This window comes from Bacteroidia bacterium (assembly GCA_033391075.1).
Classification (GTDB): Bacteria; Bacteroidota; Bacteroidia; order J057; family J057; genus JAWPMV01.
The window spans coordinates 17,123-41,523 of sequence record JAWPMV010000004.1; the positions used below are offsets into that span (position 1 = coordinate 17,123).

General features: G+C 42.6%; 22 protein-coding genes. 5 read left to right on the forward strand and 17 right to left on the reverse strand.

Annotated features, from left to right (window positions below):
• Window positions 1–28: 28 nt before the first annotated feature.
• Entirely contained in the window at window positions 29–613 is a 585-nt protein-coding gene (locus R8P61_34195) for a hypothetical protein (protein ID MDW3652177.1), read from the reverse strand.
• Between the two features lie 153 nt (window positions 614–766).
• On the opposite strand from R8P61_34195, the gene R8P61_34200 reads away from it, so the two are divergent.
• Window positions 767–1,294 carry a hypothetical protein gene (locus R8P61_34200; protein MDW3652178.1) on the forward strand — a complete coding sequence of 176 codons (528 nt, stop codon included), beginning with the start codon at window positions 767–769 and terminating at the stop codon, window positions 1,292–1,294.
• Between the two features lie 79 nt (window positions 1,295–1,373).
• On the opposite strand, the gene R8P61_34205 is transcribed toward R8P61_34200, so the two are convergent.
• The 10 genes from R8P61_34205 to R8P61_34250 all read right to left on the reverse strand — a co-directional run bounded on the left by R8P61_34205 (window position 1,374) and on the right by R8P61_34250 (window position 13,178).
• Window positions 1,374–3,425, reverse strand: coding sequence for a gliding motility-associated C-terminal domain-containing protein (locus R8P61_34205; protein ID MDW3652179.1), 2,052 nt, complete (start codon window positions 3,423–3,425; stop codon window positions 1,374–1,376).
• A gap of 106 nt (window positions 3,426–3,531) precedes the next feature.
• Window positions 3,532–4,263 carry a hypothetical protein gene (locus R8P61_34210; protein MDW3652180.1) on the reverse strand — a complete coding sequence of 244 codons (732 nt, stop codon included), beginning with the start codon at window positions 4,261–4,263 and terminating at the stop codon, window positions 3,532–3,534.
• A 161-nt stretch (window positions 4,264–4,424) separates the two neighbouring features.
• A complete protein-coding gene (locus tag R8P61_34215; protein MDW3652181.1) occupies window positions 4,425–5,429 on the reverse strand; it encodes a hypothetical protein in 1,005 nt (334 codons plus the stop codon).
• Between the two features lie 86 nt (window positions 5,430–5,515).
• On the reverse strand, window positions 5,516–6,538 hold the full coding sequence (locus R8P61_34220) for a hypothetical protein (protein MDW3652182.1): 1,023 nt from the start codon (window positions 6,536–6,538) through the stop codon (window positions 5,516–5,518).
• Between the two features lie 401 nt (window positions 6,539–6,939).
• Window positions 6,940–7,752 (reverse strand): hypothetical protein, encoded by an 813-nt coding sequence (locus R8P61_34225; GenBank protein MDW3652183.1) that lies wholly within the window; start codon window positions 7,750–7,752, stop codon window positions 6,940–6,942.
• Window positions 7,753–7,847: 95 nt separating this feature from the next.
• Window positions 7,848–9,179: a hypothetical protein gene (locus R8P61_34230; protein ID MDW3652184.1), complete on the reverse strand. Its 1,332-nt coding sequence runs from the start codon at window positions 9,177–9,179 to the stop codon at window positions 7,848–7,850.
• 164 nt (window positions 9,180–9,343) lie between these two features.
• Window positions 9,344–10,150, reverse strand: a complete 807-nt coding sequence (locus R8P61_34235) for a LysM peptidoglycan-binding domain-containing protein (protein ID MDW3652185.1) — start codon at window positions 10,148–10,150, stop codon at window positions 9,344–9,346.
• Window positions 10,151–10,156: 6 nt separating this feature from the next.
• On the reverse strand, window positions 10,157–10,687 hold the full coding sequence (locus R8P61_34240) for a M23 family metallopeptidase (protein ID MDW3652186.1): 531 nt from the start codon (window positions 10,685–10,687) through the stop codon (window positions 10,157–10,159).
• 508 nt (window positions 10,688–11,195) lie between these two features.
• Entirely contained in the window at window positions 11,196–11,786 is a 591-nt protein-coding gene (locus tag R8P61_34245; GenBank protein MDW3652187.1) for a hypothetical protein, read from the reverse strand.
• Between the two features lie 60 nt (window positions 11,787–11,846).
• Complete coding sequence (locus R8P61_34250) at window positions 11,847–13,178, reverse strand: cytochrome P450 (protein ID MDW3652188.1); 1,332 nt, start codon at window positions 13,176–13,178, stop codon at window positions 11,847–11,849.
• Window positions 13,179–13,260: 82 nt separating this feature from the next.
• On the opposite strand from R8P61_34250, the gene R8P61_34255 reads away from it, so the two are divergent.
• From R8P61_34255 to R8P61_34265, 3 genes are read left to right on the forward strand one after another with little or no spacing between them, the layout of a single operon-like run.
• On the forward strand, window positions 13,261–13,692 hold the full coding sequence (locus tag R8P61_34255) for a DoxX family protein (protein MDW3652189.1): 432 nt from the start codon (window positions 13,261–13,263) through the stop codon (window positions 13,690–13,692).
• Window positions 13,692–14,138, forward strand: coding sequence for a hypothetical protein (locus tag R8P61_34260; GenBank protein ID MDW3652190.1), 447 nt, complete (start codon window positions 13,692–13,694; stop codon window positions 14,136–14,138). Before R8P61_34255 ends, R8P61_34260 begins: the two co-directional genes overlap by 1 nt.
• Window positions 14,139–14,144: 6 nt before the next feature.
• A complete protein-coding gene (locus R8P61_34265; GenBank protein ID MDW3652191.1) occupies window positions 14,145–15,791 on the forward strand; it encodes a sulfatase in 1,647 nt (548 codons plus the stop codon).
• Between the two features lie 78 nt (window positions 15,792–15,869).
• On the opposite strand, the gene R8P61_34270 is transcribed toward R8P61_34265, so the two are convergent.
• The 6 genes from R8P61_34270 to R8P61_34295 form a co-directional block, all read right to left on the reverse strand.
• The gene (locus R8P61_34270) at window positions 15,870–16,466 is read right to left on the reverse strand and encodes a hypothetical protein (GenBank protein ID MDW3652192.1); all 597 of its coding nucleotides are present in this window, start codon (window positions 16,464–16,466) and stop codon (window positions 15,870–15,872) included.
• A 77-nt stretch (window positions 16,467–16,543) separates the two neighbouring features.
• On the reverse strand, window positions 16,544–17,365 hold the full coding sequence (locus tag R8P61_34275; protein MDW3652193.1) for a KilA-N domain-containing protein: 822 nt from the start codon (window positions 17,363–17,365) through the stop codon (window positions 16,544–16,546).
• A gap of 181 nt (window positions 17,366–17,546) precedes the next feature.
• Entirely contained in the window at window positions 17,547–17,954 is a 408-nt protein-coding gene (locus R8P61_34280) for a DUF1330 domain-containing protein (protein MDW3652194.1), read from the reverse strand.
• A 32-nt stretch (window positions 17,955–17,986) separates the two neighbouring features.
• Window positions 17,987–18,427, reverse strand: a complete 441-nt coding sequence (locus tag R8P61_34285; protein ID MDW3652195.1) for a hypothetical protein — start codon at window positions 18,425–18,427, stop codon at window positions 17,987–17,989.
• A gap of 44 nt (window positions 18,428–18,471) precedes the next feature.
• Window positions 18,472–19,281 carry an AAA family ATPase gene (locus tag R8P61_34290; protein MDW3652196.1) on the reverse strand — a complete coding sequence of 270 codons (810 nt, stop codon included), beginning with the start codon at window positions 19,279–19,281 and terminating at the stop codon, window positions 18,472–18,474.
• Window positions 19,282–20,273: 992 nt separating this feature from the next.
• Window positions 20,274–21,623, reverse strand: coding sequence for a replication initiation protein (locus tag R8P61_34295; GenBank protein MDW3652197.1), 1,350 nt, complete (start codon window positions 21,621–21,623; stop codon window positions 20,274–20,276).
• Between the two features lie 1,025 nt (window positions 21,624–22,648).
• Between R8P61_34295 and R8P61_34300 the strand changes: the two genes are divergently transcribed.
• Complete coding sequence (locus R8P61_34300; protein ID MDW3652198.1) at window positions 22,649–24,379, forward strand: M14 family zinc carboxypeptidase; 1,731 nt, start codon at window positions 22,649–22,651, stop codon at window positions 24,377–24,379.
• The last annotated feature ends 22 nt before the right edge of the window (window positions 24,380–24,401 follow it).

A 24,401-nucleotide genomic window follows, 5' to 3' on the forward strand; every position in this document is an offset into this window, starting at 1 on the left:
TAAATGGGCGAAAGAAGCCTTTATGGCCTTAATTTCTTTTGATTTTGGATCTGAATATTTCCATGAATTCATTCGCACAGATGGTTTTCGCATCTTCGATCGTATAATTTCCACGATATTCCATCATAGCTCTATTTGTTTTTGAGACTATTTTTCCTTCCTCAGAAGTTATTCGCATACCATCCCGATATTTTTCAGGAACCCACAATTCAAAAATCTCCGTTCCAATCAGAATTTTGGTTACGTATTCATATTTATACTCATAGCTTGTGATTTTCCTATGGGTTTTTCGGGAATAGGTAGTTCTGACAGTGTTTACGGAAGTATCAATTACCGTTTCCAGAACTATGATACTATCCTTCCGAATAATCTCTTTTTCTTCCATAAAAATATGGGAATGAATCATATCTCCCTTTTTCCATGAATATATCTGGGGTATGTAGCTGCTTCCATCTCCACAAACGGGTTTTGCTTCCCCGGGAAAAGCCCAGCTTCCATCATCAAATACAAGAATCCTGGCGCCTCCTTCAGTCTCCGCAAATACTTGCGATTGAAGCTTGCTCAGGAAAAGAAATGGCAGAATGATCGCTAAATAAAAGCTATGTGTTCTCATGATTTTAAAATTAGGGGTAAAACCTAATCCTATTAATTATTTTCATTAAGCGAAAGAACGATTTTAGAAGCGTAGAATAAATCTTAGTATCCGTGAAAGCAGCATTTCTTAATTCCAGCCGTCTCTATAGTAAAATGGCTCAAACAATTGCTTATGTATAAATACTGCCTTTACTACCTAATGATTCTTCCGATCTTCTTTTCTTGTGAGGAAGATATACAGCCTGAATCACAGTACTACAGTGGTTATATCACCATCGGCTGTGACGTTGGTCCTTATTATTTAGATCTGGATTCCTTAAAAGCGAATTGTGGGAGTGCAGAAGCTTTACCGCAAATGTTGGAAAAACTAAGCCTTGATTCCATTTATCATCGACAGCTAAGTCCTTCGAATGCTTGTTCGATGGATGAGATGAGGGACAAATTGGGGAGCAGTACGCAGTTTGATTTCAAACTGGAGCGAGGGCAGAGTCTGCTAGAGCTAAGCCTTTCCAGCAATCATACGTTCACCCAAATCCCCCTGGAACTGGATGGTACAAGTTTGAGCGACCCTACTACTGATTATCCCTATTTGGCCGGATATGAGATTGACCTAAATCCCGGGACTGTCCGCCTTTTTGCCCTAAATATCTGGGTAGGCGGTTGTTTGCATGATATGATAGTGTGGGAGGCGGAAGAATAAGAGGTGTTTGGGTATTAGGGTGTTAGCGATTTGTCTTTAGAACCTTCACTAAGATCCTAATACGCAAACACCCTAACACTTACCTTAACAAGGTAACACTCCCCCCACATGTAAAACTCAATCCGTCGTCTCGTAAAAATGTCCCGGCCCAGGTATAGCTGCCTTCCTGGAGTTTTTCCCCTTTCGCATAGCCGTTCCAACCGAGATGAGCAGCATTGAAAGGCATGCTGGATTTTGACCAGACGACATTGCCCCATTTATTGAATATGACGAGCTGAGAGATTTGAACTACATCTGTTTCTTCACTGTCAGCGTATAGGGTAAAGTATTCATTGAGACCATCTCCATTTGGGCTAAAGGCTGTAGGCGCATATATGCCTTCGACGCATTCTGCTTTTTTCTTTACTCGAACAAAAACAGAATCAACTGCCTGACAGCCCCAGAGATTCTCAGCTATTACCGATACCCACTGGCTACTGTCCAATTTCAATTCTATTTCCTCGCCACAATTATCTTCACAATGTCCCGGCCATTGGATATTAGCCAATCTTTCAGAGCCATCAAGTTTTAGGCTTAAAGAATTCCCTTCCCTGACTTTTCGGTCTCTGCCTAAGTCAATTTCAAAAGGCGAAGGATTTTCGATTTCTATAATTTCATTCCAGCTACATCCTCTATCATCTTCTACTGTCAAGGAATAGAGTTGGGCGCAAAGTTCTCCCTGGATGGAATCGATAGGAGCATTGTCGAGGAAAAAGGAGAAAGGAGCCTGCCCTTCCATAGGGATCAGGCTAATCTCAGCATCACAACTACCTACGCAGGAAGGAGGATTTACTCCCACTGCAGCAGATACAGGCTCCGCTCCTTCTACGACTAATGAACTTTGTGCAATACATCCCAACTTATCTTGTACCTCAACAACATAAGTGCCTTCGGTGAGTCCGGACAATTCCAGTCCGGGCTGCCAGCTTGATCCCGACGAACGGATGGAAAAAGGGACCTGCCCCCCGACAGGGATTGCGGTGATCGAGCCATCGCTCAATCCGGGGCAGGTCGGCGCTTTTCCCATTAAACCAAGCACCAATTCTTTCGGTATGACCCTAACGGATGCTTCAGAAGTGCATCCCAGGCCATCACTCGCTTGTACTTTATATAGGGTTTCCCTTTGCGGGGAAACAGTTAGTGTATTTCCATTTGTGGATAGGATTCCGGGCATATTAAGGTCCCAGCTATTGTTAGCAGGGCCGATTGCCTGAAGGTCAACCCGGCCGCCCAAACATATTTCAATGCTATCCAGAGGTTGGGTACTCAATTGAGGGCCATTTACCTGTACATAAACCGAGTCTATACCTTTACAATCAAATAGATATTCTGCTTCGACTACATACCATCCTTCCTGATCCTTGCTCATATTTGGGATGATGGGCGTTCTTTCTGTCGAACTGAAAGCCTGAGGACCTCTCCATTTGTAAGAGATTGCTTCTTCTTGCGTTCCCAAGTGAAGGCTATCTCCTACACAGACGGTATCTCCCAAAGCTGTAATACAACAGGCCGGTGTACAATCCCAAAGTGCTCGTAAAACGGTCGATTCACTGGGATTGAACTTTACCACGAACAACAAAGCGACAATCTGATCAGGAATATCCAGATGCAAACGAGCACTTTCCCAGTATCCTCCGCCTAGTTTAAAATCTGGAGGAAGCTGACTTCTTTGACGGATCGAGTCTTCAAGGGGGATACCTGCTCCATAGAGTTCTACGAATCCCGGCAAACAATGCTGGGGCATGAGGGCCGTACCTGGTGGATAGCGACTGGGATCGCTAAAATGGTTTCCTCCCGTACAATTCCCTCCAAAATAAGGCACACTTCCCGCAAATTGGCGATTGCCTTGTAAATCCAGGTAAAATATATCAGCAGCATCAGGTACACTGGCGGTGGAGAAGTCAAAGCGAATCCTTGAGGGGCAATTTCCGACCCAGACATAAAAAGAGTCTGTCAATTGATTGCTTTGAGAGGGGTCGAAAGCAGCGATCAGGGTATCACCACAAACCAAGGTATCTGTACGACTGAATTGGGCGCTGAGGGTCGAGCAAAAGCTAAGACATAGCAGGAGGTATATCGCTGAAATACGCATCAGGATAGGGTGTTAGGGAAAGCGGATATAAATGTGATGGAAAGAAAGAGAAAGGCCGGGAGTCTTTTCCTTGGATCATGAAAAGATCCCGGCTTATAAGCATTATTTAAAAGGCGCGAATCTTTATGCCCATGCCTACAAACCAGTCGGCTTTGGGTCTTACTTTTTTAGGGAGTCCATTGGGGGCGAGAAAGGGTCCATCCACATTGGTATTACCCATGAGCCAGGTTCTGGCACCTCCTCTCACATAGACGCCCACTTTGCGCTCGCTGCTCAGCCAAAGTGTCGGTTGAGCACGTAGCAAAAGAGCGATATTATTGGTCGAGCGTACAAATTCTTCGAAACCTCCATCATAGCTGAATTGGGCATAGACGCCGATGTCTGAAAAGTCAAGGAAAAGCTGTTGATTTTCCCCTAAATAATACTTGCCCGCAAACTCGCTAAACTCCATGGGATTGAGTCCTACAAAGAGGCTTATATTTCTGTTTGCATAGCGACCAATGCGGTCTGCTTGCTTACTCAATTGTCGCATAGATGGACCGATTTGCAATTCTCCATGCAAAGCAGGGATGATGAAAGAAGCTCCGATAGAGAAATTGGCTCCTCCCTTTACATAAGCTGTGCTTGAAACAGAATCCTGCAGACCAAAGATGATATTCTGTGCATCAGGAATTTCTCCAATGAGTTGTGGACACAATCCACAGTTGATTTGCGAGACAGAGTTGGTATAGGCGACTCTCCAGAGGTCTCCGCCTATGCGGACTTCGATGTCATTGATTTGAGCCGAGAGCGAAAGGGCTAAAGTTGCTATTAGTAGGGTAAAAATTGATCGTTTCATGTTATTAGTCGATTTGTTAGGGATGAAATAAAGGTTTCTCTTTCCCACTTTTTCTCTCAAAAAGTGGGGCAAAAAGTCGGAACAGCTAAACCCAGGCCAGCGCTTCTATCCGTCCGCTAGTAGCCGTTCCATCTCCAACGCGCTTTTTTGAAAAATGAATGTTAACGCTTTGACTCTATGCCGATGGTGAAGAAGTTTCTCCAGATCTGTGGGCCGGGGCTGAGCCATTCGCCTTTGAGTTTAAGGCCGAAGGCTTTTTCGTGGGTGTAGGTTCCTGCGATGCGAAGGCCTTTACCAATGTCCAGGTAAACTTGTCCTTTGAGTCCATATCCCTGAAAAGCAGGTGCCCAGGGATAGGCAGGAATTCGCGATTCAATATGTCCCAAAAGAGCAGTTATAGCTTCTTCTTTGATATTATTTGGAACCAGGGGGATCGGATCAAAGACATTCTGAATCTTTTCGTATGCCTCCTCCCCTACTACTTCAAATCCCACTCGATAAGAGAAATCTGCTCCCAGGAGGTAATAAGCTCCTGCATCTATACCCAGGGCAAAAGGGCCGTATTCTAATCTGGGTAAAAGGTGATCTGGCAAAACCCTTTCCAGTTCAATTCCCAGCCTCATATTGAGGGTTCCTCTTTTGCTGGGAGTTGTTACTCGCTTTAACAGAAGATCGCCAAATCCTTCTTTGCTCACCGTTTCTCCTAAGGGGAAAATCTCTTTGACAGTCAGCAAGGGCTCGCTAAATCTTCCTACACCTGCTTCAATATCTAAGAAGAATACCGGAAGATTGATCCCACCTGTGAAGTAAAAGTTCCCGCTTTTCTTCAAGGTCTTTGTGCGGTAGGGGTCCGTAGGTTGAAGCTCTATTTGATTCCAGGGAATCCAGCGATATTTGTTGTCCAGATCATTCGCAGCGCCTACCAAAGCGGTTTGTAAATCAGGCACTTTGTACCTCATGCTGGACTCGAAACTTCCTATACCGTAGGAAACTCTGGGGGATACTTTTCTCAGTTTGGCGAAGTAGGCCTTTTTCCACTGAGGATGAGTGCTTTCTTTTGCAGGCTCAATGATGGGAGCTTTTAAATCGGTAATGCTCATATCCTGGGCCGAAAAATCAGGCATGAAGGAGAGCATAGCCAATAAAACAAGGGCTAAATTTTTCATCGTTAGGGAAAGTTGGGATGATGTTTGTGTCGAAAGGCGGGACAAGAAAATTTGTAGGGGTAAAGGAAATATCTTGTCCGAAATGCTTATCGCATGCTGAGTTGTCCGTCAGAGGCTTTTAGTTCATCGACCAGGATTCTGATCTTACGCACGACCTGGACAGGAGTCATTTGATTGAGGTTAACATCGTCCAGGTGTCCTCTAAATTCCAGCTCACGATACAGGGGCATTATTGTTTGGCTGCGCATGGGTTCTTCTTTAGAAGCATTCGTTACCCACTCAAGTCCCTGTAGTAACCATCTGGGGAGGCGTGTAGGAGACTCGATTCCCATGCGGGCATCTACGATCTTCTTTTCCCATTGTCTCAGGCGTTCCTCATCAATTTTGATACTCTGGGTACCTGAAAGATATACTTCAACATAACGACTGTCTTTTTTAGGAGCGGGCTGAGGGATTTCAATTTGAGCTTCAGAAGAACGGGTCGCTTTGAGGTCTTCTTTGGCAATTTCCAATTCATCTTCCATCAGAGCCATCATAAAATCATCGGCATTTTCTTTAGGCGCTTCTTCTTTCTTTACATAAGGAGCTGTTTTCAAAACCTCCGGATCGATGGCTGGACTTTCTACTTTCTTTTTACTGGAGAAAGTTTCCTTTGCAGGCATGTTTTCCGGTTTTCCTCTGATTACATCTACTACGATAGGGCGATCTGAATCTACGTACAGGCGGATTACTTCTGCTTTGGTTTCTGTTTTGTTAGGCAAGGGCTGAGGGGCTGCGACTCTGTAAGTTTCTTTGGCAGCGACTTTTGTTTCTTCTACTTGAACAGGAAGTGGAGCTGCTTGAGCTTCTCTTACTTTCGCAGGATTGTCTTTTCTAAAACGGGCATACGCATCATCCAGACTTTCTTCTTTCGCTGCGGGTTTCACTTCAGAAGGAGTACTTTCAGCTACAACTTCTTTCTCTTCTGAAACATCTTCATTAGGATCAACCCAGGTTTGAAAAAGGGGAGTACTCTTTTTCGCAGGGCTTGATTCGGCGACTTGGCGGGCGGGGGTACAACTGCTTAATAAAGCAATCAGGACGATAAAGGGTAAACAGTAGTTTTTCATTGTCATTGAGGTTAAGGGTAGAGCAAGATTTTGACAAAGATTAATGGTATTGCTAGGGTTCATATCAAAATGTTTTTGTTATGTAATCTAATGACAAGATTGTTTCACATTATGCATGATTATTTGCGAAAAAAGTTTTTGAAATAGATTTAAAAAATTGATTATCAGTATGTTAAATTCTAATATTTTTATGGTTCGTAAGAAGTGTTGTGGTGTTAAAGTGTTGTAGTTTTGTTGACACTTCTAATTCAAACTACCGAACTACAACACTACAACACTTCCTAAAAAAAAGCCGGCGCCCCATCACAAGGCACCGGCATAGGTGAGTAAATATTCGGAAAGAAAAAGATTTAGCTATTGTGTTTTTGCTTGTGCACCTATCGAAATTGTTACATGAATCTTTATTTCCTTTTCTGGGCCATCAGTTTTGATTTGCCCAATTTGATATCGCTCAGATCTCCGATCTTGGGGATGACCTGAATCAGAAAACGCTGATTTTTCGCTTCCTCATAATGATCCCTGCCTATCCCTCCTTCCCCACTTCCACTTATCATGATCTCATAGCGATCGCTATCATATCGGATGCCCTGTTCCTCCCAAAGTTTATAGAGAGACAAAGCCCGCTTATAACTCAATTCATAGTTTTGATCATAGTCGTCCCTCGAAGCCATACCTTCGATGATCAGCAGGTATTTGATATTGTCATCAGGATTTAACCTGCCCACTAGTTTTTTTAGCGCCTTGCCTGCATTGATAAGAATGGGTTCGTAATAGGAATCGATCTCGTGAGCCCCTTTAGCAAATTGCACCTGGGGCTTGAGGATATGCCGTTTGTATTTAGGCTGGTAGACAAAATATCTGGGGTCCAGATTTTCTATCGCCTTTTGGATTTCTTTTAGTTTGAGGTATTCCTCTTCGAGGACTTTTAATCTGCCCCTCTCCTCCTCCAACTGATCCTGCAAGTCAAAGAGATACGCTCTTTCTTCCTGAATCTGTTGGATGAGAGTCCCTGAAAGGCTTTCTTCCTCATCCAGGGCCTGTTTAAGCTTTTTAAAGTCGTAGTCTTTTTTTCGATAACTGGCCGTTCGAACTTTCAATCGGTCCAGGTCCTGTTGCTGTTGCATTAGGGCGCCATTTTGCTCCTGCAATTCGAGGCTTCGCAATCGCAATTCTTCCTCTGTATCCTTGAGCGCGGATTCGCGCTGGGAAAACATTTTGAAGCTTAGGACAAAAAGCACTAACACTGTTATAAATAATGCAGTCATTAGGTCTGCGTAGCTCAGCCAAAAAAGGCGGTTTATATCTCGCTTCATGATACAAAGTTGTTGATGAGATAGATGACGATACCTGCCAGGCCTGCATTGAAGGCGGCAACTCCTGAATAGACAAAGACTTTCATCTCTTTGGAGTTGAGGAAACTTTCATGTTGCTTGTCGATGACCTCTGCGAGCTGTTTGCTCATATTTCGCACCTGAGAACCTAATTCTTCTTTTTCTCCATTATCATAGGACAATTGCTCCAACAAAAGGGCATTTACCTCTATACTTTTGCTTTGAAGCAGCTCTACATCTCCTCTTATATTCTTGAGGTCGCGGTTGAGAGCTTCTGCAAAATCTTTTCTATCTCCATCTTCTATCGACTCGAGGTAGCGATCCATTTTTACATAAGCGGCCAGGGTACTCTTATCGAGGGCATGAAGATTCTCCTGGATCATGTGCTCGATGCGGTTACCGGCTGTCGTAAAATGGCCTTCCAGCTTTTGGGTAAGTTCTTCCACCTTTCGCGTATATCCGTCCAGGGAGACCACCTGCTTTTCAATGAGGTTGTCATTGTCCTTCAGATAGTTCCCGACACCACTGAGTCCCTGTTCCATATTCCGGATTTGTTTGAAGACCAGTTTCAGGTCCCCAAATAGTCTGAGGGTTTCGGTCAGGGACTCATTCATATGGTTTTGATAGGTTGCAAACCCATCATTGAAACTCGCCAGGTTCTTTCTCAGAGCAGCAATAGGCTCTGTCTGGCTTTGAGGCAAGGCAGGGAGGATGTAGGTTCGAAGAAAGGCGAAATAATTGTACTGATCCTGATCATGCTGCTTTTTTGCATTTTTAAACAGGAAATTGCTACGAACCGTAAGGCCTAGTCCGGCAGCACTTCCCACCATTCCGATCATTACTCCTCCCACAAAAGACTGGATGGCGGCATCATTGACACCTACCACCGCAATCTTGATAAGGCCGACAATCACACCCGCAAAGGTGCAGATTAGTCCAATGTACAAAGGCAGGGTTATCGTTGACTCAACGATATGTTCTTGAGAGGCAGATTTGCGTTCTGCCATATCTTTTAGGATATCAAAGTCAGCTTCTCCTCCATTTTTTCTCAAATAGGCATTGGTTGTATGAACAACTTCCTGAAAAATGGGATGAAAGTGCTGGTTATCTTCCAATAAGGTGATTCTTTGGCCCGAATATCCGCGACTTCCATTTTCCTGACTTCCTTCCGTAAAGAGTTTCAGGTCTTCAAAATCAGGGTAAACCAGGGATAAAGAGGCGATTTCTCTTCTGTTGCGACTGTAGACCATGAATTGCAAGGCAATAACTCCGGCTACGGCTAAAATTTCGATGATGGTAAGCAAGTCCATTGTGATGTTAATTATTGGTTTGGAAAAGCTGTAGGTAAAGGAAGTCCTCCCTCACCCTCCGCTCGGAATCATGGAATTGTGAGCTTTCGGAGGGTTTCTCCCATTGGGGTCAAAGCTGTCAAGGCTAGGGGAGAATGGGAGGATCTGTGCAAGAAATGGGTCTGCTATTTTTTTACATGAATGTCATGAAAACTATATTGTTCAAACATCCCACTCTCGTCGTATACTTCCAGTCTTCTGGGTAAAAATTCTTGATTGTCAATGTATATGACACATCTTTTTGCGTATGAACTGGGAATCCTGATTTGCCTGCCAGCTGCTAATTCATAATAGCTGTCCAGCTGAGGATTTAGTTCTCGTATCTTAAATGGGTGGATAAGCAGTCTTTTTGATATATCCAGGAGGTTTTCTCCGGCTTTTACTGTATAATTTCTGATATGAAAACTGGGATCACTAAGTTCGATTTTAAAGCAAGATCTTCCTTGAGTCGCTACCAGGCCCACATTTTTCACATAGGTTCCATAGTCCCCTTTCTGCTTAAATTTCTGTTCTAGTCTTTTGATGATCTTATCAAAATAATTTAAGCTGGTTTCATTGATCGCATAGTGGCCTTTGCGTAGGATATCCCCATGGATGTCGCTCTTGATCTTTACGGCGGGTAACCATTGCTTGGGAATGATGGTAGCCTCATGCATATCTTCGGCAGCATTGTATTCAACCAAAAGGCCTTTTTTAGGTCCCAAAATCTCTGCACGAATCTTCAGGGGATTATTTTTCACCTGAATGAGCATCTGCCCCTGATGAAAGCTTCTGTCGAGCTTTCTTTCTCTTAACTGTAGTCTGTAACTATGCTCATAGACCTTCTCCAATCCAGTATGCATTCTTTCCAGAACATCATCTGCTCTTTGAATACCACTTGGAGCAAGGAGATTGCTGATACCTAATACACAAACTAGAACAAAGGTTTTCATATCTTATTATCGTTTTTGCCAGAAAGCCAGGGGATTAACATGAATCCCGTTTTTAAATACCTCAAAGTGTAAATGGGGTCCGGTAGTTACACCTGTATTCCCCGAAAGGCCGATGGTATCTCCTCTTTGAATCATTTGTCCTTCTGTTACATAGACTTTTGACAAATGAGCGTAAAGAGAACTGTATACCTGGTCATGGCCAATCTGTATATGTTTTCCATAGGAGCTCTTTTTTCCTGACTGCATGGTCTTTTGAACAATTCCATCTGCAGCTGCCCGTATAGGTGTTCCTGCGGGTAGAGGAAAATCGATGCCCCAATGCATTTGCTTCTTTTTGTAAACCGGGTGAATCCGCATCCCAAAATTGCTGCTTACAGGCACATTTTCTGCCACAGGCATCAGGTCGGGAATATTAAAGCGGGGTTCTGCGGGAAAATCATCTATGAGTTGGCATTCTTCTTCCCAGCTCATCCAGCCTTTTTTGACCGAATACGCAGAGAGAATAAACAGGAATATGCAGCATAGATAAAGTTTCATCAAAGCCAGGTTTGCAGGGGTTGAACCGATTGTTATGTTCACTGATATATCATTCCGAGTCTGGCATGCGAGCAGGATGTATGCCGAGGAATCCTGTACTATTCTTAAACCCAATCAGATTCAGGATCTCTCAGTGCCCCTATTTTGGCGCTTGCCAAATCTCGAGATGAGCTAGTGTCAAATTTCATTTTCATAAGCCTTCAATCCCCTCTCCTTTCAAGCCTTTTCTGGTGTTGTTTTGTAATCCTGGGGTCATAAAAATTAAAAATCAGGAGAGGGAGATCGAAGGTTTCCAAAGAACTGACCAAACTAATTCCAATGTTTGGTTCAAACGATTTTCAATTACGCTTCGATTAAAAGACAGATGGGCGGGAAAATTGCATGGTGGGTGGGAATCTTTTTTTACCAAAAGAAGGTATTCCACTGATAATCAGGGGAATAAATTTTCAAAAAAAGTAGTAGGGACAGATTATAATCTGTCCCTACTGAAATTATATTTCGCATAGATTTATGCCACCTTCACCAATAAGCCAGGCCATTTTTTGTGCTTGATGGCATGGATGACCGAGCCAATGGCAGGAATTTTATTGAATTTCTCGGAGGTACTTATATCAAAAGAATCTGTAAGCACTGAATATAGCTTTTGACATTCCCCTTCACTAAACTGAGCAAAACGGAAGATATCCTTATTGGAAATATATCTTTCTTTCTGAGCGAGAGAACGACCCAGAATCATAAAATCCCATAGCAGTAGGATTTCCCGATCAAAACCTGAGCTTATGATCCTTCGTTCCGATTCATAATTTCGGATGTTAAGGGCGCTACTATCGGTAACATCTTTTATGTTGCCGGGACCGAAGTCACAATATTCTCCCAAATAAACGAGGGCCCAATCATCTATAAATTCAGAGGAATTTTGTTCTTGTTGAGTGGATGAATTGCTGAGTTCATGAAGCTTCTCCAAAAGCTCATAATCTATTTCTGCCGGATAGCGATTTCCTATGCTTTCGTACCAGCTAATGAAATCGTCCAGATCGCGATAGAGAGCTTGCTTAAGATCGCCTTCAGGCAATTCACTATATGTGAGACGTGTTCCCATGTATCTGTATTCGAGGCGAGGAAGCTCATGAGTTGCCTCTAGGGTTTATGATAAAATTCTTTACCTAATTTCCATCTTGATCCCATATTTAGGCCTTAGGGTTACCATAGGTTCCATTTCGATTTTTTGACCGGGGACCAAATGGAAATCAAATTTCCGCAAGAGTTCTGCCAGAATGAGTTGCATTTCCATCATGGCGAAATAATTTCCTATGCACATACGCGGGCCGGCACCGAAAGGGATGTAATGTGAATTGGGCCGAGCTTTTTTGGCTGCTTCCGAAAAACGATCTGGATCGAACTCATTCGGATTTTCCCAGAGATCGGGATGTCTGTGTAAATGATAAAAATATACTCCTATGATGGTGCCTTTTTTAATGGGGTGGCCTTCCCATTCATCTTCTTCTATCGCCTCCCTGCCGACAGACCATACGGGAGGATGGAGGCGCATTCCTTCCTCTATCACTTGAGTCAGGTAGCTAAGTTTCTTCAAATCCATCACTTCCGCGGATCGATCCCCCAAAATCTCTTTCAATTCGGCTCTAATTTTCGCTACAATTTCCGGATGTTGACTCAAAAGGTAAAACATCCAGGCCAAACCATTTGCGGAAGTTTCATGGCCCGCGGAGAATATAGTCAATAATTCATCCAGCAATTGCTGCTCACTCATCGGTTCTCCCGTATCTTCATAACGCGCATCCATAAGCATTTGAAGGAAGTCGCTTTCTTTCTCCGCTGATTTTTTCCGCTTCTCGATAAGGTTGTAGAGCAATTTGTCCAGGATGGCCTTCTTTCTTTTGAATTTATGATAGCTTCCATTTATGTAGCTGAAAGGAATCGAGAGCGGATTGAAAGTCCTACTACTCACGTATTTCTGTGCAACCGAAATGCAATCGTAAATTTCCAATAAATCCCCTTCCAGTTCTTCCGAAAAAAGAGTTTTCATCGCAACCCTCGCCGTCAAAGCCATCATTTCCTGACTCATATCCAGTTCTTGACCTCTCTTTCCTTCGAGATCTATAGCATAGCTCTCCACCAGTTCCCGCATATTGGAAAACAGCCCATCCAGGCTTTTCTTGTAAAAGGTAGGCTGAGCAATCCGTCTCTGCTTTCGCCAGAAGTCTCCCCTACTCGTTACCAAACCTTTCCCCAAAAGCATCCCCAGATCATCATATGCCTGGTCCTTTCGATAATTCTTCTGATTTCCTTGCAGAACATATCGAATCAAACCTGGATTGCTGGTCATCAATGCTTTTCCTATTGGAAATACACCATAAAAGGTATCTCCATAGGTTTCGAAATTTTTGGACGCATATTCAAGTGGACTACGCACAAATTCGAAGGTGCCTTTGGTAAGCCAGTGTCCATGGTATTCGGGAAAAGTAGTGGGCATAGGTTAGATTTTTGGAAGAGTCAGGACTTAAATCAGAAAGTAAAAATAGATTTTTTTTACTTTCGCTGGTAAATAGTAACTCATGAATAAAATCAAACAATTTTTCTTTTCGACTACAGAGGATAGCCCCATGGCTGATTTGGGACTATTAATTCTTAGAGTAGGAGCAGGTTTATCTTTGGCTTTTGGGCACGGTTTGGGGAAAATTCCTGCAACAGAAGGTTTCATTGAGGGAGTAGGGAAAATGGGCTTTGCCATGCCTGCTCTATTTGCCTGGGCCGCTGCTTTGTCCGAATTTTTAGGAGGAATTTTCATCGCATTGGGATTTGCCACAAAGCCCAGCTCTGTACTTATTACCATCACGATGCTTGTAGCTGCTTTTATAAGACATGCTGAAGATCCTTTTGGAAGAAAAGAAAAAGCCATCCTCTTTGCGCTAATTGCTATTTATCTCCTGCTTAAAGGAGCAGGGAAATACAGCCTGGATGAGCTTATTTATAATCGGATGATGTAATGACAGAATATTCTAAAAGCGAAATCTCTCAACTGCTTGTTGGCTTTATTGATCAAAAGCTTACAAAAGAACAATGGACACATGAAGCTCATTTGATTGTAGGCTGTCATTATTGTTCGCAATACTCCTTTCATGAAACTTTGATTTATCTACGCTCTGGAATCATTGCGCTCAATGTTTCTATGGGAGTAGAAAATACAGCAGATAGTGGTTATCATGAAAGCCTGACGGTTTTCTGGATATGGGTAATCTCCAGCTATATTCAACAAAAGCAGGATCAGGATTTAGCGACTATCGTCAATGGCTTTTTGAATAGTCCTCTGGCATCCAAAAAGTTGCCATTAGAATTTTATAGCAAAGATTGTTTATTTCAGTTGAAAGCAAGGGCAAGGTTCGTGGAACCGGATATTTTGCCCTTTAAGCCTAAAAATCTGAAGTTAGAATAAAGATTTATGAGATATTTACTACTACTACTCATTGCAGTTGCCATTACAGCCTGCCATACACCTGCAAGTCAGGAAACAGCTGATAAAGCTCCCACACACAGTCCTGAATTAGCTTTTACCCCCAATATTGTATGGATAGTGGCCGAGGACCTAAGTCCTTTTCTGCCCGATTGGGGCGACCCTACGGTAGAAACACCTAATATCAGTCGTTTGGTGGCAGAAGGAGTGAAATACACCCATGTTTTTTCACCTTCCGGAGTTTGCGCGCCCAGTCGTGCTGCGATTTCGACTGGCATGTATCCAGCGAGTATTGGGGCTCATCATATGCGAACCGGAGGAAATCCCGCCTACTTTCCAAAAGGCCTCACTCCTTACGAAGCCTTGCCCGATCCGGAAGTTCAGATGCATAGTGAGCGTTTGAGAAGGGCCGGATATTATTGTAGCAATAATGCCAAGGAAGATCTGCAATACAAAAAAACACCAACGGCCTGGGATGAAAGCAGCCGAACAGCCCATTGGAAAAACCGCAAAGCCGGACAGCCATTCTTTGCCATTTTCAATTTAGGAGTTACTCATGAATCTCAAATCTGGGCCAAAGCAGAGGATTCTCTTTGGGTGGATGAAGACCTGAACGTCAATGTACCTCCTTATTTGCCAGACAATGAAGTCGGACAGACAGATGTTCGCCGCATGTACTCCAATATCAAAGTTATGGACTCCCAGGTTGGAAAGCTTTTAGCTGAACTGGAAGCTGCAAACTTGATGGATAGTACGATCATATTCTGGTATTCAGATCATGGCGGTCCCCTACCCCGCATGAAACGCCTGGTTTATGATTCAGGCATTCGGCTTCCGATGGTAATTCGCTTTCCCAATAAATTCAGAGCAGGTGAAACGGATGAGCAGTTTGTGAGTTTTATTGACTTCAAGCCAACGATCATGTCATTGGCGGGAATAGAGCCAGGAGAATATCTGGATGGAAAAGCCTTTTTAGGGAAATATGCCCGAAAGGAGGAAGCCCAATATGTACATGCCGGAGGAGATCGCTTTGATGCCAAATATGATATGGTCCGGGCGGTTCGAGATAAGCAATATAAATACATCCGAAACTATCAGCCGGAAAAACCTATGTATTTGCCCGTTGCTTATAGGGAAAATATGCCGGTGATGAAAGAACTGCTTCGTATGCGAGATGCGGGAGAATTAAATGAAGTACAGGCACTATGGTTCAAGGAGAGTAAAGCCCCTTTCGAATTTTATGATTTGGAAAAGGATCCTCATGAGGTCAATAATCTGGCTGAAGACCCTGCCTATGCTGATAAAATCAAAGAATTGAGTGATGAGATGGATCGATGGATGGGGGAAATTAAAGACAGAGGCCTGATCGAGGAACATGAATATTTGGAATCCATCTGGCCTGGACAAATTCAGCCGGAAACAGCTGCTCCTATTATTGCAGAGGAAAATGGCAAGATCAGCCTGAATTCTTCTACTGCAGGAGCTTCTATTGGCTATCAGATATTGGAAGCAGGAGAGGAAGTTGGCGAAAGATGGGAAGTCTATGAGGAACCTTTTGAGCTTGCTGATGGGAAAAGCCTGCTAGCAGTCGCTCATCGGATCGGCTATAAGCGAAGTGAGATAGTTGAAAAATAGTAACACCCAAAATACCATAAGAAAAAAGGCGAAGCATATGCTTCGCCTTTTTTCTTATTTGTTTTATTCGCCCCTCCCCTACTCTTGCGGAGGTGTAATCATAATATGGGCTCTATGAGTCCCGGGATCCATCAACCATGCCGCACCGGGTACCACGGGCTTCAGAGGTAATCCTGTAGATTCTCCAGTAGCCCAGGGAATATAAACGACAGAACGATATTTAGTGCCTTCCAGTTCTCCGCTTTCAGCATTGTATTTACCTTCTTTCCCATACACCAATTGAAGGGTGCTTGGCGTTTCCGGCATTTTTAGCGTTCCAGCTTTTGCTTCCTTTTCGCGCGTATCAAAAATCTCTTGTGGATTTTTTCCTTCAGCTCTCAGGGCTCTTCCTCTTGCCATAAAAGGCTCAAGGTTGATATGATAGGAAGCGATATTGAATCCTTCCTGATTGGGATTGTCGGCAACACATACGGTGTTATTACTTCCATCACGTAGTTTCACAACATTGCCTTCGCTATCGTAGCCATAGACCATAGCTCCTGCGCGATCAGCTTCACCAGCGGCCATTACCGCCGTAGCTATTTGTAAATCTTTATTCGGGATAGTAGGAGCCTGTGCACATGCAGCAGCACAGAGCAGGAGAAATACGGTTGAAATTGAAAATATGAGTCGCATAGTGGTGTAAATAGGTTTCATTTGTAGTTCAGAGATAATATACGCAGGATTTGGTTTTTGTCTGATGATTCAAGTCTTTATTTCAAAAACTTCCGATCATCAGATAATCGAATATCACGTTTGAAAACTTCGACCTGCTTAGCCGCTATTTCGCACAAACGTCGGTAACGAGCCTCTTTACTTGCTCCTGCACGTATATAATCGGCATTGTGGGTTTCGAGATTTGATAAGACAACTAATTGGATGAGACTGGCATGATCCCGTATATTCCCTTTGGCATCAGGATTTGCTTCTCTCCATTCTTTCGCGGTCATTCCAAAGATGACCAGATTGATGAGATCCGCCTCATCAGCATAAATGAATTTACCATCTTTTTCAGAGATACGAGGCAGAATGGTATTTTCAATTGCATCTGCTTGCAAGGAGTAATTCACTTTAGAAAGGAAACGGCCTGCATCCCATTCGAGTTTCTGGCGCTGGTACTCATGAGATTTGAGATGTTGGAACTCACGTATTAGCATAAGTTGGAATAAAGGACTTACCCAGGAAGCAAAAGCAAAAGCCAAATCTCTATGTCCAAAAGTGCCGCCATATCGGCCCGCTTTCGCCTCTAATCCTATAGCCCCGGTTTCCTGAATCCAGTTTTTTACCGATATTGTAAATGCATTTCTGCCTGCCTCATTTCTAATCTTCTCGAATTCGAGAAGATTAAAATCTGGATTATTCATACTCTCCCAAAATGAAAGTAATTCAAGGGTATCTCGATTTCGCAACCAATTGTTTATAGCTTGACTGGGATTTCTCCTATCTCTTACCATATCGGTCAAAGAAATATAGTCCTGCTCATCAATCGATTTGACAGAGATCTCTTTTCCATCTATATAAATCTTTTCGCTCATTTACTTTTCTATTTTCCTTATGCCTAGCAATCGATTTATAGGGATGATGCGATAAACTTAAGCTATCCATTGTCTTAGCATCAGGAGTCTTCGCGAGAAAGCTTGAGGAAGCTACTTCTTTCTATATCCCTTCATTGAAATGCATGTAATCTGGTGGGATTCCACCTGATTAGCCATGGCTTTATCCTAAACCCGGAATTTGCATAGCTGGCAATAGTCCTCCATATTCCAGGGCTATTTCCCGATCATGCTTGACTTTTTGGTATGCCTCGGATATAGCCATGTCCATAAAGGCCTTCATATTCGGATATTTGACCAAAAGCAACATATGCGGTTGATCTGTATAATCGCCGATGATGGTTCCTTTTACCTCACCTGCCCATACAACTTCTGCTCCTGCCTTTTTTACTAAAGAGGCAACATTTTTACTATATACCTTATAGGCTTCTTGTCCCGTTTCTTCTCCCCTACCCGTCTTTGCTTTGAACTTGAGAATATTGATCATGGTCACGGGCTCATCCTGGGGATAATCCTTCATGGCTTTCATAAAGGCTTCTTTTGAAGCCACAATTTGATCCTTCAGCAGCATATTTTCTAGAATTTAGCTTTTTAGTAGATGAATTAGGCCTCGTAGCCCTCACAATAGGCTTCCAGCACCAAAGCAATCAAGGAATTTGTGCTTTTGAGCTTTTCCCGATTAGCGATGCTTTCCAAACGCTGGAACAGATCTTTTTTCAGGCGGATGCCGGTGTATTCGATCTTGCGCTCTCTTACGCTTTCCAGGTTTACTGAAAACAACTGTTGCTTATTAGAAGCAGGTTTCTTCCTAAGCTTATTGGCTTTTTTCTGAGGACTTTCCTGAATTTGCTCCTGTATTTCCTCTTCAACTGCCGCTACTTCCTCAATTTTAGGCTCGACAGGCTTTTTCGCCACTTTTTTGGGAGGCGCTGTTTTTTGCTTGGCAACAGTTTTGGGGCGACTACTCTCCTCGCGGGTAATCGGAGGGGCACTATTGAAGAGTGCATCGAGTCCTTTTGCGTGAGATAAATCTTTCTTTGCCATATCTGTAGATATAAGATGTTCTTTTATTCTAAATAATACCTGGGCTATTTTTTACTTTCGGGTACGGCGAGGCCCAATCGCAACATCGTCTCTCTAACAAAAGCGCTATAATCAGCTGCACCATTACTTTTAGGTGCATAATCATATATGCTCATATTGTTCATTTGTGCTTCCATGAGAGATATATTTTCACGGATGAAGGAGGTGTAAACCAACTCCCCCATTCTCCGTTCTGCAATGCTGGCCATATTGCGCATAGCTACCTTATGCGGATTGTAGCGATTGAGCAGGACGCCCAAACACTGGAGGTCAGGATTGATGTGATCCTTTATCCGATTTGCAGCATCCAGCAGGAGTTCCAAACCAGAGGCCGCAAAATATTCTGCATTTAAAGGAACGAGGTAATAGTCACTGGCCGAAAGGGCATTGATGGTCAGGTTGTCGATCTTGGGAGGTGTATCGATAAGGATGATATCGTATTGATCCCGCACCTGATCCAGAATTCGTGTCAAAACCTTCTGCCTTTGATCTACCTGAATCAACTCATGATCGGCTGCTCCGAGGTGTTTGGTGGAAGGCAGCAAATCCACTCCAAGTTCGGTGGGCAAAATTATCCCGGGCACATCGTAGTCCTGATCTTTGGAGATGGCCCAGATGGCTTCATACAAAGTTTTAGAAACGCTATTGAGCATTTCATGATGCCCCATGCTCAAAGTCAAATTTGCCTGGGGGTCCATGTCAACCAATAATACCTTCTGGCCATATTTTGCCAGGCCTGTTCCCAGGGCTATGGTGGTTGTCGTCTTACCGGTCCCTCCTTTTTGAATCGCTATGGAAATGATCATCGAACTCATGCAGCTTGAATGATATTTTTTATTGCATTTGTTAATTATAAATCGCAGAACAAATCCCTACATAGAAAGCATTCATTCTGCCAACGCTCCTGCCATCCATTTTCTCATGCAGCATTTAAGCACTCAAACCTACACATTTGCCCACAAATCTACTCGCACAATCATCAGGCAAATCTACATATTTACCAGCTACATAAATACTCACAGTTTTACATACATATTTTTACAGCATTTCAACACCCATAAATTACCTCATTTATAAATGCAATTAATAGTCAAAAACTACATTCAAAACATCGTAATAAATGCAAACACAACTTGCATCATTAATAACATGCTGAAAAATATGCTTTTATAATGGCATAAAGCATAAAGAACTGCATGCAAGTTAATACATATTTTTATTACTGCAAATTTTATTAAGTTTTTACATGCATTCTATCTACACGAATACATTCACGGCTACATGCTAGTCTTCATAAAGCATGCCACAAACATCTTCTTTCATTTTGCATGCAATTATGCATGCAAAATTTGCCTCCATGATGCATTCTTGATTTCCGCATATAAAAGCTTTTCAAAAAAAACATGGGGAAGAAAGGGAAGAAAAAAAGATACACAGGGCAATCCTGCTTTTTTCTTTCGGTTTTGGTAAAACTTTGAAATACGCCTAAATGGAGTGGAAAACAGGATCAGACATAGCTCCTGAGGGCTCATATAGTTCTTCTAAACAAGAATAGCAGGAGAAACAGATAAATATTCAGCTGAAAGATCACTTTCCTTAGATCAAATTTTCAGGGGGCAAGGCCTGGCGCAGATTTACTCACATAAAAAGCGGGCAAATTTGCTGTATTTTTCTGCATGCAATTTTGCATGCAAAGTATCTGCTTGATTCTTTGAATTCAGCTATATACAGATTTATTTATAAAGAAAGAGTCGAATCCAAAGATCCGACTCCATTCTTTTATATTCACTTTTTAAATTTCCAGCGCTTAGTTATCAAAGGTAAACAGGTCTCCCTGTTTGCCGATAACTTCATAGCTATCTTTTCCATTTCCAGGAACGAGCCTCAATTGGTAGCCCGTTTCTTTGTAGGTCCACTTCATAAAAGCATCCTGTTTGGGAGGAAGTCTATCCGAAAGAAAACTCTGAAACCAAAACTGAGTCTCTTCACTTTCTTTATTCAGGCGACCATTCTCAAAAACTTTTTGTTTTACAAACACATGATCATCTGCCCAGGCTGCGAAGGCCAACCAGTCATCTTCACTTGCGTTTTGTAAAAGCTCTCCTACTTCCGCTCTTCTCACTTCATCAAAACGATCCTGCAATTCTCTGATCAATTCTTCTTCCTCTCTCTTTTTATCACGACTGATCTTTTCCTGTTCTTTCTTTTCTGCGCTTTCCCGATCAAATAAATTTTCCGAAACACCACCTGCTTCCAGTACTTTTTTCAGGTAGCCTCCTACACTGCTTTTGATCTTTCCGGCTTCGTATTGTCTACGTGTGTACTGAATTGCTCGCTGAATTTCTGCAGCTGGTAAGGCTCTCGCAAATTCTTCGGAGAGGGTAGGGGAGAGGCCCATTTCTTTCAGGGCGGTCACCATCTCAGGTTGATCCAATCCGGTTTCGAGTCCGACTCGTTCTGTTTTCTGTTTGTGAATGATAAAACGAATGGCTGTAACTCTCCGTCCTTCCTTTTGCTCCTCAAACTCAAAGCTGATATCACACTTCTTTTGAAGTTCCACCTGGGCTTGGAGAATCACACGTTTTTTGAAATAGTTGTAACTGCGGTATTTCCCAATCAGCCCCAACATCTCTTTGAGCCTTTCCACTTCAATCGTTCTTTCTCCTATCCGTTCAAACTGCTTGAGCAACTCATAGATCCTCACTGAATGAGAACTTTGAAGACTCAAAACATTTCGAATGTCATAAATGGTGAATTGCTCTTTGAGCTGGAGGAGGTAAGGCTTGAGATCAGGATCGAATCGGAGTTCGACCATTCCCTTCCTTTTTTTGTATTCTACCTTACTGACAAACCCTATTTTGGTAAAACCTCCTTCATCCAGAGGAACCCGCATATAGCGTTTGATGAGTTGGTCGGTGATGACATCCAATCTGTGGTAGATATTCTCGGACATTCCACCTCCGGCATCCATAAGTTCGCGAACCCTGACCTTGTAGGTTTTGAAATCGCGATCATCTTTGTGCACCTGGACGACCATAGCAAGGAACAAACGCATCTCAAGCACACTCATCGAGTAGTGGGCATTGATCAGTTTGTTATCTTTGACGACCAGGGACTTGGAGCCCTGTAGCAAAGGATTAGACATTGTTGTTGCCATTTAGCGCTTTGTTCTAAACGAAGGTAGGAATTAAAGCAACAAATCAAAACCAAAGTTGCCAAACACCAAATCCGTTGCCGTTAATCAGGCTAAATTCCTGTAAATGAATTGCTTAAAGCTACATCCTTTCTGTTGCATTTAACATCTTATCTGTTGTTTTTCGCACCAATTCTGTTGCATTTATAGCTGAAATTCCCTGAATTCCTCGTTTAAAGAAAATAATCCCATCCTTTCTGTTGCTTTTGAAAAAAAATCAAAAAAAATTCCCTTCTGAAAGACGCACATTCAATCTGTTGCTTTAATTCCCATCCATTTTGTTGCTTTATAAGAGAAATCAATTGGCATAAGAGGTTTCCCAGGCCTTTTTTGCCAATAGGTAATCTTTATCCATCCAAATTGTTGCGATAGACATCCCTTCTGTTGCGATAACTTTTATATTCTTCAATATTATATCCTGATTATCAGTTAGTTACGAAGACAATTCATCAAACATCTAAGTTGTTGCCCTTAACATCCCTCCTGTTGCTTTAAGACATTTAATCCGTTGTTTTTCACATCCCCCTCGTTGCTTTATACATCCATCATGTTGCTCTTAACATTCATTATGTTGCTTTTAGGTGCTTTAACTAGTTGTTTATCAGTTAATTATGAGGGCCGAAATAATACAAATACTTAAATAGATAAAAGCAACTAAACAGAAGTAGGGGTTTGTATTTTATTCCTTTTTAAGAGATGAAAGACCCAATAATGGGTGTATTTCTGCAAGTTGCTTAGCACATCCTTATTGTTGCTTTTGTGTAAGTGCCTGATTATCAGCAGTATTTATTTTAAATGGCTTCCAATATTCCGCACACCAAAAGTGTTGCTTTAAGTAAAAGGGCTAAGCAACATCCCTTTTGTTGCTTTTGGGAAATCAAGCATAGCTGAACATCCTATTTGTTGTTTTTAAGGAAATGAGGAGAATATTCCCTGGAAGGATAGGGGCTAGAGAGGGCTTGTTGTATCTTTATCCTAAAGAAAGCTCAATGAAAAAACGATTACTCATACTATCAATAGGAATATTTTGTTGCTTTAGTCTTTCCGCTCAGGACTCCATAGATAGTTTTAGGAAGTTGTTTCAGGGGAAACAGGAACTATATGTGAGATTTCCGGAATCAAAGCTGGCAAGTCTGGCTAGAATATCTGATGAGATCTCCCTCGATCACAATCCCCGTAGAGATGGATTTATTTATGCTTATATATATCCTCGCAACATTGAGGTATTGTTAAAGGAGTCCTTGCAGCTTGAGGTCTTGCCTGCTCCTTCAAGCCTGGAAGCTCCCATCATGCGCAATTGGAAGGAGTTGACTTCCCGTTTAAAAACCAATAGTACAGTCTGTAGCATGAACTGGAATTTCTTTCCCACTTATCAGGCCTATGAAAACCTGATGCTGCAATTCCAGACTGATTACCCGGCAATTTGTAAAATAGATACCATCGCCCAGCTCAATAGTGGGAGGCGTTTGCTGGTGGCACATATCGGCGACAATTTGGATGTGGACGAAGATGAACCGGAATTTCTCTACACCTCCAGTATGCATGGAGATGAAACTACGGGTTACAATTTAAGCCTTCATCTGATTGCCTATTTATTATGTAATTATGGCGCTGATCCGGAAATCACGAATCTCCTCAATGAAGTAGATATCTGGATAAATCCTCTGGCGAATCCCAATGGAGCCTATGCGGGAGGGAATAATTCGGTAGCAGGAGCAACGCGGGCCAATGCCAATGGTTTTGATTTGAATCGCAATTTCCCGGATCCAGATCCTAATGATGGACCCAGACCGGGAGGAACCCAGCAAGAAGAAACTACTGCCTTTATCAATTTTGCCGCAGAGCGGGACTTCACTATCAGTGCCAATTTGCATGGAGGAGTTGAGGTCGCCAATTATCCCTGGGACACTTATGGAAGAAGGCATCCGGATGACAATTGGTGGATACATGTTTGCAGAGATTATGCAGATACCACACAGGCCAATAGTCCCGTCGGATTTTTCAATGATTTTAATAATGGCATCACCAATGGCTCCGACTGGTTTTTTGTAAGCGGAGGGCGACAGGACTATATGAATAGCTTTGAATACTGCCGCGAGTTCACCCTGGAGCTATCAAATAGCAAAAACCCGCCCTCGATTAGCCTGGAGGCTTTCTGGGATTATCATCAGGCAGCCTTGGTCAATTATATGGAAGAGGCTTTATTTGGTCTTAGAGGGATCGTAACGGATAGCATTAGTGAAGAAGCGCTGCTTGCAAGGGTATTTATAGATGGGCATGATCAGGACAGCTCGCACGTATATTCCAGTATGCCTATTGGTAATTATCACAGGTATCTCTTTGCAGGAAGCTATGATGTGAGTTTTACTGCAGAAGGATATTTGCCAAAGACCCTCACCGTCGCTATTCAAAACGGGCAAAGCACCAGATTGGATGTACAATTAGTTCCAGATGTGGCTGCGGGTATTGCGGATCGTAATAAAATTCCCTTCAGTTTGTTCCCTAATCCTGCTTCAGATAAACTGGAAATTGAATTGAAGGAAAGTTTTGGGGAAATGGAAGTACAATTGATTGATCTTTCCGGGAAAATTCTTCAAGTACATCAATTCGAATTTCAAACAGATGCTGAGCTAGAGGTTAAAGAGCTTGCGGCTGGGATGTATTTCGTCCGGATCAAAACAGAAAGAGGTTTTGGGATAGAGAAATTTTTGAAGAAATAAATATTAAATCAAAGATTTGTCA